Source organism: Streptomyces sp. NPDC001070, assembly GCF_053598835.1.
The window spans coordinates 214,319-227,178 of record NZ_JBSFLB010000007.1 but is presented as its reverse complement, the minus strand read 5'-3'; the positions used below and the strand labels follow the sequence as shown (position 1 = coordinate 227,178).

Genomic DNA, 12,860 nt, shown 5'->3' with positions numbered 1-12,860 from the left:
CCGTCAGGAGCCCGCAATGGACACCTCGCAGCCGGACGCCACCGCACGCGTCCAGGACATGCAGCGCACCTGGTACGGCGAGCCGCTCGGCGTGCTGTTCCGCCGTCTCATGGAGAGCCTGGGGCTGAACCAGGCACGACTCGCCGGGGTCCTGGGGCTGTCGGCGCCGATGCTGTCGCAACTGATGAGCGGACAGCGGGCCAAGATCGGCAATCCCGCGGTCGTGCAGCGGCTCCAGGCGCTCCAGGAGCTCGCCGGGGAGGTCGCCGGCGGCGTGGTGACGGCGGCGGACGCCGGGGCGCGGATGGAGGAGATCCGCCGTTCGGAGGGTTCCTCCGTGCTCGGCACCACCCAGAGCGCGTCCGGGGCGCCGCTGCCGCCGGCGCGCAGGGTCGTCCACGAGATCCGCTCGCTGCTGCACGAACTGGCCCCTCCCGCCGAGATCGCCGAAGCCGCCGACTCCCTCGCCCGGCGCCACCCCCGACTGGCAGAGTTTCTCCGGGTGTACGGGGCCGGACCGGCCGATGCGGCGGTCCGGCACTACGAGGCGCGGAAGCAGGGGGCAGACGCACGCCATGGGTGAGGTCTTCGCGGGCCGGTACGAACTGGTCGACCCGATCGGGCGGGGTGGAGTGGGCGCGGTGTGGCGCGCCTGGGACCGGCGGCGCGGACGCTACGTGGCGGCGAAGGTGCTGCTGCAGAGCGACGCCCACGCCCTGCTGCGCTTCGTCCGGGAGCAGGCGCTGCGCATCGACCACCCGCACGTCCTCGCCCCCACGAGCTGGGCGGCCGACGACGACAAGGTGCTGTTCACCATGAACCTGGTGCGCGGCGGATCGCTGTCGCACCTGATCGGCGACTACGGCCCGCTCCCGGCGCACTACGTCAGCGGGCTGCTCGACCAGTTGCTGTCCGGTCTGACGGCCGTGCACGCCGAGGGCGTGGTGCACCGGGACATCAAGCCCGCCAACATCCTGATGGAGGCGACCGGCACCGGGCGCCCGCATCTGCGGCTCTCGGACTTCGGCATCGCGATGCGCAAGGGCGAGCCCCGCCTCACCGCGGCCAACTACGTCGTGGGCACACCGGGTTACTTCGCCCCGGAGCAGCTGCTCGGCGCCGAGCCGGACTTCCCGGCCGACCTGTACGCGACCGGGCTGGTCGCCCTCTACCTGCTCGGCGGCAGCAAGCCCGACGCGGAGGCCGTCGTCACCCAGTACGCCCACGGCATGCCCCGGGCCCCGCAGGGCGTCCCCGGTCCGCTGTGGGAGGTCATCGGCACCCTGCTGCAGCCGGACCCGGAGGCCCGCTTCCGCACCGCCGCGGGGGCCCGCAAGGCGCTGGCCGCGGCGGTGGAGCTGCTGCCCGCGCCGGAGGCGGACGAGGAGCCCGTCGAGGTCTTCGACCAGATAGGGCCGCTGCCCGGGGGCTTCTCCCCCGACGGCCCGGTGAACCCGGCGCCGGTGGTGGAGGAGACCGGAAGTTTCCGCCTGCCGCCGCCCGCGCCCGTCCCGCGGCCGTCCGCGACGGCTCCGACGCCGCCGACGCAGGCGCCGGTCACCCCGGCGCCCACGCGGCCGTACACGGCGACCGTGGCGGACGCCGGCACCCCGGTGGCCGCTCCCGTCGCACCCGCTGTGCCTCCCGTCCCCACCACCGCCCCGGCCGCGACGGCGCAGGCGCGCCGGCCCGGACCCCCGGCGAAGGTGGTCGTGCCGATGCTGCTGGTCGCGGCGGTGTGCCTCGCCTTCGGCCTCTGGGCGCTGTCAGCGTCCTCCTGAGACCGCGGCCCGCGGCCGCCGCGCCGCCGCCACCCACACCGCGAGCGACAGCAGAAGCGCCGTTCCCGCGCCCAGGGCCGCGAAGCCGAGCATCCGCAGCACCGGATTCCGGGAGCCGGGCTCGCCGGGGAGACCCAGGTCGGCCGTGGGGTTCCCGGCGTACTCGGGCCCGGCCTGCGCGGTGCCCTCGACGTCGACCCGCAGGGTGACCTGGACGGCGCCCCGGACGAAGCCGCCCACCTCCGGGTGCACGGTCACCGCCAGGTAGTAGGAGCCGTCGAAGCGGGCCGCCGACACCGGATCGCTGCTCTCGAAGCGGTTGGCGTAGGCAACCTTCCCCGTCGTCGCGGTGACGGAGGTCTGCTTGCCCGAGTAGGAGGCCGTGCCGTTGCCGATGAAGGCCCAGCGTGGGTTGTAGACCTCCACGCGCACCCCGGAGCCGCTGTAGCCGCCCGCCTTCACCACCTGCGCGTTGGCGAAGTCGGTCGCGACCCAGGCCTGTTGCCCCCAGCCGACCGGCACCTTGTAGAAGCGGGTCTGGCCCGGCAGCACCTCGTCCTTCCAGACCCCGGGGCCGAGGGGCGCGGCGTGGTCGAAGTCGGCGCCGCCGGAGGTGTTCCGGCCGGTCCCGCTCGCCGGCACCGGCGTCCGGGTGGCCGGGCTGAGGGCGGGGCCGGGCGTGGCGCCCGCGGCGAGCCCGGGCTCGGTCGTGAGCCGTATCTGGAGCGGCCACGGCGCGGCGTCGGAGGTGCCCTGCGACTTCCTCGTCACCTCCAGGGTGTACGCGTGCGCCTCCTGGCACGGCCCGCCCTTGGCGATGGTGCGCTTGACCCAGGTGCCGATCGGCCGGGCCGCCCCGTCGTCGGAGAAGGTCCGGTAGTCGCTGTCGCAGCGGGTGCCGTCGGTGCTGGTCAGCGTCAGCTCGATGCCGTCCCCGTACGCCACTTCGGTCCCCGGTGCCGGCAGCGCGAAGACCGCCAGGTAGGCCGAGTGCTTCGCGTCCAGGTCGAGGGCGTAGTTCTTGCCGCCCTCGACCGCCGACAGGGTGTCCCGGTACAGGACGCCGGCCTCGAGCTGCGGCGCGTCCGCGGTGCTCGCCCGGCCCCGCACCTCCTCGCCCTGCGGCTGCCAGGAGGGGACGGCCGGGTCGGCGAACGCCGCCCCCGCCGGTCCCGTCAGCAGCGCGAGCGCCGCCGCGACGGCCGTGAGTGCCCTGCCGATCATGCCCCGTCCCTCCGTCTGCGGACCACCACAGCCACCGTCCCGACCCCGGCGAGCGCCACCGCGCCCCCCGCGGCCGCCGCGATCACGTCGCTCACGGTCATGAACCCTCCCCCGTCCACCGGGGCGACGGCCGCGGACCGGTCCGCTTCAGCGTTCTTCCCGTTCTCCAGGCCGGTGGCGGAACCGCCCCCGAGCGCGGGCGCGTTGTACTGCGGTCCGGCCAGCTCCGTCCCCGTCACGTTCACGCGCAGGACGACCCCCACCGCCGCGTTCCGCGCCAGCCGCGCCGCGCCCGGCCCGAGCGACACGGCGATGTAGTGCTCGCCCGCCGCGCGGGCGCCCCGGGCGCTGCCGCTCGCGACCCAGCGGTTGGTCCACGTCACGGGTACCGTGCCGAGCCCCACGGACAGCGGCCGCCCGTAGTAGCCGCGGTGCTGCGAGGCCCCGGAGGCGTCGCCCACCGGCTGCCGCTGCGGCCCGTACGCCGCCGTCGCCACGAAGGACGAGGCCGTGGAACCCCGCTCCAGGAGCGGCTCATTGGCGAAGTCCGCGGCGTATGTGAGCCGCTGTCCCCAGCCGACCCGCACCTTGTAGAAGCGCGTCTGGCCGGGCAGCAGCGTGTCCCGCCAGATCCCGGTACCGAGCCCGCGCGCGTCGTTGAAGCCCGTACCGCCCTCGATGTCCCGCGGCGCGCCCTTGAGGGCCACCGGGGCCTCCCCGTAGCCGGTCTCGGCCGGTGCCGGGGTGGCGTGCGCGGCGAGCGGCCGCTCGGTGCCGTACCGCAGCTCCAGGGGCCAGCGCGCCCGGTCCGAACCGGCGCCGCTGGTGCGGTGCACGGACAGCACGTAACGCCCGGCCTTGTCGCAGGCACCGTCGCCGTCGTCGGAGGGGATCCGGCTCACGGCACCGCCGAGCACCATCGCGCCCTCGTCCTGCCCGAAGTGCGCGGAGTCCGAGCCGCAGGTGAGCGCGTATCCGCCGGCACGGGCCAGCCGCAGCTCGACACCGTCCCCGTAAGCCACCCTCACCCCGGACCGCGGCACCGCCGTCACCGCCAGGTCGGCGGTGGAGACCGCGTCCAGCGTCGCCGCGTACCAGCGGGTCTCACCGGGCCCGATGCTGTCCACGTACTGGCCGGGCGACAGGCCCGTCGCCCCGGCGGCGCTCGTCGCGCCGTCCACCCGCCGCCCCTGGAGGCGGTACGCGTCGGCGCTGAGGCGTGAGGCCCGCGTCAACTGCCGCGCGAGCGAGGCCGCGTCCGGGGCGTCGTAGTAGCTGCCGTGACCGGCCTCGGCGATGCACTCCAGTTGCTCGCGGGCGTCGCCGCGCACCTGGAAGCCCATGGTGTCGATCCGCAGGTCCGCACCCTGCCCGGCGAGCCGCGCCGCCACCTCGCAGGGCTCGGGGGCACCGCAGGTGTCCTCGCCGTCGGAGACCGGGACGATCGTCCGCCGCCCGCCCCCGGGAAGGTCGGCGGCGGCCTTCTCCAGTGACAGCCCGATGGGGGTGTCCCCCTTGGGCTCCACACCCGCCACGGCCATCTTCAGGGCGTCCCGGTCCACAGGACGCACCGGCTCCAGCAGCCGCGTGTCGTCGCAGCCGTGCTCCTTGCCGGCGCCGTAGACCCGCAGCCCCGTCGGGTAGCCGTCCGGCAGCGCGTCCACGACGGCGCCGACCGCCTTCCTGGCCGCCGTCATCCGGGCGCCCGTCATGGAGCCGGAGGAGTCCAGCACCATGATCAGCCCGTCGTCGCCCGCCCCGGAGGCGGCCCGCGCCGCTCCCGCCGGGCACAGCACGGCGCCCAGCACCGCGAGCCCGCACACGCCCGCCCACAGTGGCCGCACGGGCCCGCGCGGCAGCGCCTTCCCTCGTCGCATGTGCTGTTCCCCCTCGCACATCATCGGCCTCAGCGAAGCTATTGATTTGCGACAGCAAATACAAGTGGATCGCGTCACGGTCGGGCAACAACGACCCGGGCACGACGAGGCCCCGACCACTGCGTGATCGGGGCCTCGGGAATCCTTGTCCGGCTATGCCGTCTCAGACGCTCGCGCCGGAACCCGCCGGAACGGAGTCCGTGGCCTCCGTCCACAGGTCCTGCTCGGCGCGGTCCGCCTGGATCTGGCGGTACACGAGGAGACCGCCGATGGCGGCCAGTGCGACCAGGAGAAACTTCTTCACCGCGCGACCTCGTCCTTCTTGCGTTGGGGGTCCTCCGACGGGCCCGACTATACACACCGGTCGATATCGAACGGTGACCTGCTACGAGAACCAACTCCACAGCCCGGCACAAGGAAACGGCCCGTACGGATGATCCGTACGGGCCGTTCGCGCTGGTGGGGCTAACAGGACTTGAACCTGTGGCCTCTTCCTTATCAGGGAAGCGCTCTAACCGTCTGAGCTATAGCCCCGCGCTGTGTTGCGTTGAAAGATTAGCGCACACGGGGCCGTGGCCCAAAATCGGTTACTCGTCCTCCGCCAGCGTCAGCTCGATTCCGCCCACCATGCCGGCCGACATGTTGTAGATGAAGGCGCCGAGGGTGGCCAGCGCGGTCGCCAGCACCACGTCGATGACGGCGATGACCGCGGTGAAGGTCAGCACCCGCGACAGCGACAGGAACGACACGAGGTCGAAGCCGCCGTCCGAGCCCGACGAGGTGGCCTCGCTGAGCGTGCCGCCGACCGTGCTGAAGACGCCGATGGTGTCCAGCACCATCCACAGCACCGCGACCGCGATCACCGTGCAGATGCCCAGCGCGATGGAGAGCAGGAAACTGACCTTCATCACCGACCACGGGTCGGCCTTCGCCACCCGCAGCCGCGCCTTGCGCGTGCGCGGCACGGTACGGGCCGCCGGACGCGGCTGGCGGACGCCCGCGGAGGCCGGCGCACCGGCCGGCGGCGCGTACGCCTGGGGCGGCTGGTGCGGGCCCTGGGGGGCCTGCTGAGGCTCCTGGGGCTGCTCGGCGGCGACCGGTACGGGGTTGCCTCCGTACGTCTGCTGGTGCACGGCGTGCTGATGGTGCGATGGACGGGTGTCAGTCACGGTGATTCCCCCCTGGTGCGGGCCGCTGTCCGTACGTGAGCCAGGGGCACCGCCGATCGCGTCCGGAACGGCAGCCGGCATCGGCTGCCCTCCGTCCGCGCCCGTCCCACCCACGGCGCCCTCGGCTCCACTCACGGCTGTTTACTCCTCCGACTCGGCGGCCGCGGGCTGCTCGCCCTCGACCTCTTCGGCGGCGACGACCTCTTCGGCCTCCGCCCCCGCCTCGGCGTTGCGTGCGATGCCCACGACGGCATCCTTCTTGCCGAGGTTGATCAGTTGGACGCCCATGGTGTCACGGCCGGTTTCCCTGATCTCGTTGACACGGGTGCGGATCACACCGCCGCCCAGGGTGATGGCGAGGATCTCATCGGTCTCCTCCACCACCAGCGCCCCGACCAGCGAACCCCGGTCCTCGACGATCTTGCCCGCCTTGATGCCGAGTCCGCCGCGGCCCTGGACGCGGTACTCGTCCACCCTGGTCCGCTTGGCGTACCCGCCATCAGTGGCGGTGAAGACGAACGTACCCGGTCGGACGACATTCATCGAGAGCAGTTCGTCCCCCTCGCGGAAGCTCATGCCCTTCACACCCGAGGTCGCCCGGCCCATCGGTCGCAGCGCGTCGTCCGTCGCGGTGAACCGGATGGACTGCGCCTTGCGGCTGACCAGCAGCAGGTCGTCGGCGGGTCCGACCAGCTCGGCGCCGATCAGCAGGTCCTCGCTGCCGTCCTCGGTCTCGCGCAGGTTGATCGCGATGACGCCGCCGGAACGGGGGGAGTCGTAGTCCTTCAGCGGGGTCTTCTTCACCAGGCCCGAACGGGTGGCCAGCACCAGGTAGGGCGCCGCGTTGTAGTCGCGGATGGCGAGCACCTGGGCGATCTGCTCGTCCGGCTGGAAGGCCAGCAGGTTCGCCACGTGCTGCCCGCGGGCGTCACGGCCGGCGTCCGGCAGCTCGTACGCCTTGGCCCGGTAGACCCGGCCCTTGTTGGTGAAGAACAGCAGCCAGTGGTGCGTGGTCGTGACGAAGAAGTGGTCGACGATGTCGTCTTCCCTCAGCTTCGTGCCGCGCACGCCCTTGCCGCCGCGCTTCTGCGAGCGGTAGTCGTCCGTCTTGGTGCGCTTGACGTAGCCGCCGTGGGTGATCGTGACGACGATGTCCTCCTCGGCGATCAGGTCCTCGATGGACATGTCGCCGTCGAAGGGCACCAGGGCCGAGCGCCGGTCGTCGCCGAACTTGTCGACGATCGCCGTGAGCTCCTGGCTGATGATGCCGCGCTGCAGCTCGGGCGAGGCCAGGATGCGGTTGTACTCGTCGATCTTGGCCTGGAGCTCGTCGTGCTCCTGGACGATCTTCTGCCGCTCCAGGGCCGCCAGCCGGCGGAGCTGCATCTCCAGGATCGCGTTGGCCTGGATCTCGTCGATCTCCAGCAGGCCCATCAGGCCTTCACGCGCCACCTCGACCGTCGCGCTGCGCCGGATCAGGGCGATGACCTCGTCGATCGCGTCCAGCGCCTTCAGCAGACCGCGCAGGATGTGGGCCCGCTCCTCGGCCTTGCGCAGCCGGAAGCGGGTCCGGCGGACGATGACCTCGATCTGGTGGGTCACCCACTGCTTGATGAACTGGTCGAGAGAGAGCGTGCGCGGCACGCCGTCGACCAGCGCCAGCATGTTGGCGCCGAAGTTCGTCTGCAGGTCGGTGTGCTTGTAGAGGTTGTTCAGCACGACCTTGGCCACGGCGTCGCGCTTGAGCACGATCACCAGGCGCTGACCGGTACGGGAGGAGGTCTCGTCGCGGACGTCGGCGATGCCGCCGATCCGGCCGTCCTTCACCAGGTCGGCGATCTTCTGGGCCAGGTTGTCCGGGTTCACCTGATACGGCAGCTCGGTGACGACCAGGCACTGCCGGCCCTGGATCTCCTCGACCTCGACGACCGCGCGCATCGTGATGGAACCGCGCCCGGTGCGGTAGGCCTCCTCGATGCCCTTGCGGCCCACCACCAGGGCGCCGGTCGGGAAGTCCGGGCCCTTGATGCGCTCGATCAGCGCGTCGAGCAGCTCCTCGTTGGAGGCCTCGGGGTTGGCCAGGTACCACTGGGCGCCCTCGGCGACCTCGCGCAGGTTGTGCGGCGGGATGTTGGTCGCCATGCCGACCGCGATGCCGGCGGAGCCGTTGATCAGCAGGTTGGGGAAGCGCGACGGCAGGACCGTCGGCTCCTGGTTGCGGCCGTCGTAGTTGTCCTGGAAGTCGACGGTCTCCTCGTCGATGTCCCGGACCATCTCCATCGACAGCGGCGCCATCTTGCACTCGGTGTACCGCATGGCGGCCGCCGGGTCGTTGCCCGGGGAGCCGAAGTTGCCGTTGCTGTCCACCAGCGGCATGCGCATCGACCACGGCTGGGCCAGACGGACCAGCGCGTCGTAGATCGAGGAGTCGCCGTGCGGGTGGTAGGTGCCCATGACGTCGCCGACGACGCGGGCGCACTTGTAGAAGCCGCGCTCGGGGCGGTAACCGCCGTCGTACATCGCGTACAGCACGCGGCGGTGGACGGGCTTGAGGCCGTCCCGGACGTCGGGCAGCGCGCGCGACACGATGACGGACATCGCGTAGTCGAGGTAGCTGCGCTGCATCTCCGTCTCGAGGCCCACGGCCTCGATCCGCATGGTGTCCGCCTCGACTGCGGCGCCCTCCGGCGTGCCGGGCGTGACAGGGGTAGGGGTCTCCCCGCCGGAGGCAGGGGAAATGTCGTCGGCCATTGCTGGTCAAAGTCCTTTCGAGCGGCGGCTGATGGGGGCCGACTCAGATGTCGAGGAAGCGGACATCCTTGGCGTTGCGCTGGATGAAGGAGCGCCGGGCCTCGACGTCCTCGCCCATCAGCACCGAGAACAGGTCGTCGGCCAGGGCCGCGTCGTCAAGGGTGACCTGGCCCAGCACCCGGTGGTCGACGTCCATGGTGGTGACCCGCAGCTCCTCGGCGTTCATCTCGCCGAGGCCCTTGAAGCGCTGGATCGAGTCCTCGCGCACGCGCTTGCCGTTCTGGCGGCCCAGCTCGATCAGGGCGTCGCGCTCGGGGTCGGAGTACGCGTACTCGAAGTCGTCCCGGCCCCACTTGATCTTGTAGAGCGGGGGACGGGAGAGGTACACGTGCCCGGCCTCGACCAGCGGCCGCATGAAGCGGAAGAGGAAGGTCAGCAGCAGGGTGTTGATGTGCTGGCCGTCCACGTCGGCGTCGGCCATCAGGATGATCTTGTGATACCGCAGCTTGGAGATGTCGAAGTCCTCGTGCACACCCGTGCCGAAGGCCGAGATCAGCGCCTGGATCTCCTGGTTCTGCAGGATCTTGTCGATCCGCGCCTTCTCCACGTTCAGGATCTTGCCGCGGATCGGCAGGATGGCCTGGTACTGCGGGTTGCGGCCTGACTTGGCCGAGCCGCCGGCGGAGTCACCCTCGACGATGAAGATCTCGCACTTGCTCGGGTCGTTGGACTGGCAGTCGCTCAGCTTGCCCGGCAGCGACGCCGTCTCCAGCAGGCCCTTGCGGCGGGTCAGGTCGCGCGCCTTGCGGGCGGCGACGCGCGCGGTGGCGGCCTGGATCGACTTGCGGATGATGTCCGCGGCCTCGTTGGGGTTGCGGTCCAGCCAGTCCGTCAGGTGCTCGTGCACGACCTTCTGCACGAAGGTCTTCGCCTCGGTGTTGCCGAGCTTGGTCTTGGTCTGGCCCTCGAACTGCGGCTCGCCCAGCTTGACCGAGATGATCGCGGTCAGGCCCTCGCGGATGTCCTCACCGGTGAGGTTGTCGTCCTTCTCCCGCAGCAGCTTCTTCTCGCGCGCGTACTTGTTGACCAGCGTGGTCAGCGCGGCGCGGAAACCCTCCTCGTGAGTGCCGCCCTCATGGGTGTGGATGGTGTTGGCGAAGCTGTAGACACCCTCGCTGTACTGGGTGTTCCACTGCATCGCGACCTCGACGGAGAGGAGGCGTTCGGTGTCCTCCGCCTCGATGTCGATCACCGAAGGGTGCACCGGCTCGCCCTTGCGGGAGTTCAGGTACTTCACGAAGTCGACGATGCCGCCCTCGTAGTGGTACCTGACGGTGCGCGGCTGGCCCTCGTTCTCCACGTCCGCGTGCTCCGGACGCTCGTCCGTCAGCGTGATGGCCAGGCCCTTGTTGAGGAAGGCCATCTCCTGGAAGCGCCGCGACAGCGTCTCGAAGGAGTACTCGGTGGTCTCGAAGATGTCGCCGTCGGCCCAGAAGGTCACGGTGGTGCCGGTCTCGGAGACCGCCTCGTTCTTCTGCAGCGGGGCGGTCGGGACGCCCATCTTGTAGTCCTGGGTCCAGCGGAAGCCCTCACGCTTGACCTCGACCGCGACCTTGGTCGACAGGGCGTTGACCACGGAGACGCCGACGCCGTGCAGACCGCCGGAGACCGCGTAGCCGCCGCCGCCGAACTTGCCGCCCGCGTGCAGGACGGTGAGCACGACCTCGACGGCGGGCTTGCCCTCGGACGGCACGATGTCCACGGGGATGCCGCGGCCGTTGTCGACCACCCGCACGCCGCCGTCGGGGAGGATGGTGACCTCGATGGTGTCCGCGTGGCCGGCCAGCGCCTCGTCGACGGAGTTGTCGACGACCTCCTGCACCAGGTGGTGCAGGCCGCGCTCGCCCGTCGAGCCGATGTACATGCCCGGGCGCTTGCGGACCGCGTCCAGTCCCTCCAGGACGGTGATCGCGCTGGCGTCGTACGCCCCGCCGGAGGCGGGCACGGCGGAGCCGTCAGCTGCGGACGTATTGATCTCGTTGGGGTTGCCGGAATCGGCCACGAAGCGCCCTTTCTGGCACAGCATGAGCCGGGTCCCGCGGAGCGGAACCGGCTTCATCACTCGACATCGTTCGACTGGTCCCGCTGGGGTCCCCCGGTGCCGGAGGCCAGGGGCGGGCGGTACTGCTACCAGTCTACCGGTAGCACCGACATAGATGGGGCTTTGGCGGTACCTGAGTTCCCGTGTGCCCGACTGAAGTACCTCCTGCCGACTCCCCACACGCGGACCGGGTCTCTAGACCGCTCACGCGGGCGCACAGGGCTTCGACCCGATTACGCACAGCAGGTTTCCGGTCTAACCGTACGTATCGCCCGGCCCACGGCTCCCGGGAGCACGCAACCGCCCGTACGAACGCACCGGTCCCCCCGGTCCCAGCACCTTGATCAGTTTCACGGTGCCGTGCCCGAGATCGGCGTTCAGCCTGGCCACCAGCGTCGGGGCAAGCAGCCGAAGCTGCGTCGCCCAGGCCGTGGAGTCGCACTGCACCGTGAGGACCCGGTCCTCCTCGTCGTACCGCTGCGGCTGGCAGTGCAGCGCCACGTCGTCGCCCACCAGCTGCGGCCAGCGGCCCATCACGCCGCCCACCGCCGCCGGGGCCTCCCAGCCTCGCTCGGTGATCAGGCGGCTGATCGCGGCGCCGAGGGGCAGCGGATCCCGGCCGTCCGCCCGCGCGCCGCTGCGCAGGCCCCCGCGCCGGGCCTGCTTCTTCTGCTGCGCGGCCGCGCCCCTGGCGCGCGCCTGCTCCTTCGCCGCACGCAGCGCGACACGGGCCAGGTCGACCCCGGACACCGGCTTGTCCTGAGCGCCCGTCTCCTGCGCCGGCGCCTGCGGCCGGTGCTGCTGATCCGTCATGCCCGCTCCACGCCGCCGTTCTCCACCGCGTACCGGGCGCCGACCAGCACGCCCGGGACGTCGTCGTCCACCGCCGCGGTCACCAGCACCTGCTCGCCGGGGGCCACCAGCTCCGCCAGCCGGTCGCGGCGGCGGGCGTCGAGCTCGGCGAAGACGTCGTCGAGCACGAGCACCGGCTCCCCGCCGTCCGCGCGCAGCAGGTCGTACGAGGCCAGGCGCAGCGCCAGCGCGTACGACCAGGACTCGCCGTGACTCGCGTACCCCTTGGCGGGAAGCTGCCCCAGCTTGAGGGCGAGGTCGTCGCGGTGCGGGCCGATCAGGGTCACCCCGCGCTCGATCTCCTGCTTGCGGGACTCGCCCAGGGCCTCCAGCAGCAGTCCGTGCAGTTCCTCGCGGCCCGACGCACCGGCGATTCGTTCGCCGATCGAACTGCGGTACTCCATGACGACCGGGCCGCCGCCCGGGGCGAGCTGCTCGTACGCCTTGTCGGCCAGCGGCTGGAGGGCGTGGGTGAGGTCGAGGCGCCTGGCCAGCAGCTCGGCGCCGGCCTTGGCCAGGTGCTGGTCCCACACGTCGAGGGTGGACAGGTCGGCCCCGCGGCCGCCGTGGCGGCGCGCCATGGCGGCCGACTTGAGCAGGGTGTTGCGCTGCTTGAGGACGCGCTCGTAGTCGCTGCGGACCCCCGCCAGCCGGGGCGCCCGGGCGGTGAGCAGCTCGTCGAGGAAGCGGCGGCGCTCCCCGGGGTCTCCCTTGACCAGGGCCAGGTCCTCCGGGGCGAAGAGCACGGTCCTGACTATGCCCAGCAGATCGCGCGGGCGGACCTGGGAGGAGCGGTTGAGCCGGGCGCGGTTGGAGCGGCCCGGATTGATCTCCAGTTCGATCAGCTGCTGCCGCTCGCCCTGGACGACGGCCGCCCGCACGATCGCCCGGTCCGCGCCCATCCGCACCAGCGGGGCGTCGCCCGCGACCCGGTGGCTGCCCAGCGTCGCCAGATAGCCGACCGCCTCGACCAGATTGGTCTTGCCCTGCCCGTTGGGGCCGACGAAGGCGGTGACGCCCGGGTCGAGCGGGACCTCGACCCGGGCGTAGGAACGGAAGTCGGCGAGCGACAGATGCGCGACATGCATGGCTGCGCTCCGCCTCC

10 protein-coding genes and 1 tRNA gene are annotated in these 12,860 nt (G+C 71.7%); 2 read left to right on the top strand and 9 right to left on the bottom strand.

Annotated features, from left to right (window positions below):
• The first annotated feature begins 16 nt into the window (after positions 1-16).
• Together ACWDAS_RS11835 and ACWDAS_RS11830 are read left to right on the top strand one after the other, a co-directional pair.
• Positions 17-583: a helix-turn-helix domain-containing protein gene (locus ACWDAS_RS11835; protein WP_450388805.1), complete on the top strand. Its 567-nt coding sequence runs from the start codon at positions 17-19 to the stop codon at positions 581-583.
• A complete protein-coding gene (locus ACWDAS_RS11830; RefSeq protein WP_450388803.1) occupies positions 576-1,781 on the top strand; it encodes a protein kinase domain-containing protein in 1,206 nt (401 codons plus the stop codon). The genes ACWDAS_RS11835 and ACWDAS_RS11830 overlap by 8 nt, the downstream gene beginning before the upstream one ends.
• On the opposite strand, the gene ACWDAS_RS11825 is transcribed toward ACWDAS_RS11830, so the two are convergent.
• From ACWDAS_RS11825 to recF, 9 genes are all read right to left on the bottom strand, one after another.
• Positions 1,767-3,005, bottom strand: coding sequence for a hypothetical protein (locus ACWDAS_RS11825; RefSeq protein WP_450388801.1), 1,239 nt, complete (start codon positions 3,003-3,005; stop codon positions 1,767-1,769). The genes ACWDAS_RS11830 and ACWDAS_RS11825 overlap by 15 nt on opposite strands.
• The gene (locus ACWDAS_RS11820; protein ID WP_450388799.1) at positions 3,002-4,882 is read right to left on the bottom strand and encodes a vWA domain-containing protein; all 1,881 of its coding nucleotides are present in this window, start codon (positions 4,880-4,882) and stop codon (positions 3,002-3,004) included. Before ACWDAS_RS11820 ends, ACWDAS_RS11825 begins: the two co-directional genes overlap by 4 nt.
• Positions 4,883-5,045: 163 nt before the next feature.
• The gene (locus tag ACWDAS_RS11815; RefSeq protein ID WP_018559211.1) at positions 5,046-5,186 is read right to left on the bottom strand and encodes a DLW-39 family protein; all 141 of its coding nucleotides are present in this window, start codon (positions 5,184-5,186) and stop codon (positions 5,046-5,048) included.
• A 153-nt stretch (positions 5,187-5,339) separates the two neighbouring features.
• Positions 5,340-5,416: transfer RNA gene (locus ACWDAS_RS11810), tRNA-Ile, on the bottom strand.
• Between the two features lie 53 nt (positions 5,417-5,469).
• The gene (locus ACWDAS_RS11805; RefSeq protein WP_450388797.1) at positions 5,470-6,186 is read right to left on the bottom strand and encodes a DUF3566 domain-containing protein; all 717 of its coding nucleotides are present in this window, start codon (positions 6,184-6,186) and stop codon (positions 5,470-5,472) included.
• A gap of 6 nt (positions 6,187-6,192) precedes the next feature.
• A complete protein-coding gene (gene gyrA, locus ACWDAS_RS11800; RefSeq protein WP_450388795.1) occupies positions 6,193-8,802 on the bottom strand; it encodes a DNA gyrase subunit A in 2,610 nt (869 codons plus the stop codon).
• Positions 8,803-8,845: 43 nt separating this feature from the next.
• Positions 8,846-10,888, bottom strand: coding sequence for a DNA topoisomerase (ATP-hydrolyzing) subunit B (gyrB, locus tag ACWDAS_RS11795; RefSeq protein ID WP_450388793.1), 2,043 nt, complete (start codon positions 10,886-10,888; stop codon positions 8,846-8,848).
• 270 nt (positions 10,889-11,158) lie between these two features.
• Positions 11,159-11,716, bottom strand: coding sequence for a DUF721 domain-containing protein (locus ACWDAS_RS11790; protein ID WP_450388792.1), 558 nt, complete (start codon positions 11,714-11,716; stop codon positions 11,159-11,161).
• Positions 11,713-12,843 carry a DNA replication/repair protein RecF gene (gene recF / locus ACWDAS_RS11785; RefSeq protein ID WP_450388790.1) on the bottom strand — a complete coding sequence of 377 codons (1,131 nt, stop codon included), beginning with the start codon at positions 12,841-12,843 and terminating at the stop codon, positions 11,713-11,715. The genes ACWDAS_RS11790 and recF overlap by 4 nt, the downstream gene beginning before the upstream one ends.
• Positions 12,844-12,860 lie beyond the last annotated feature (17 nt).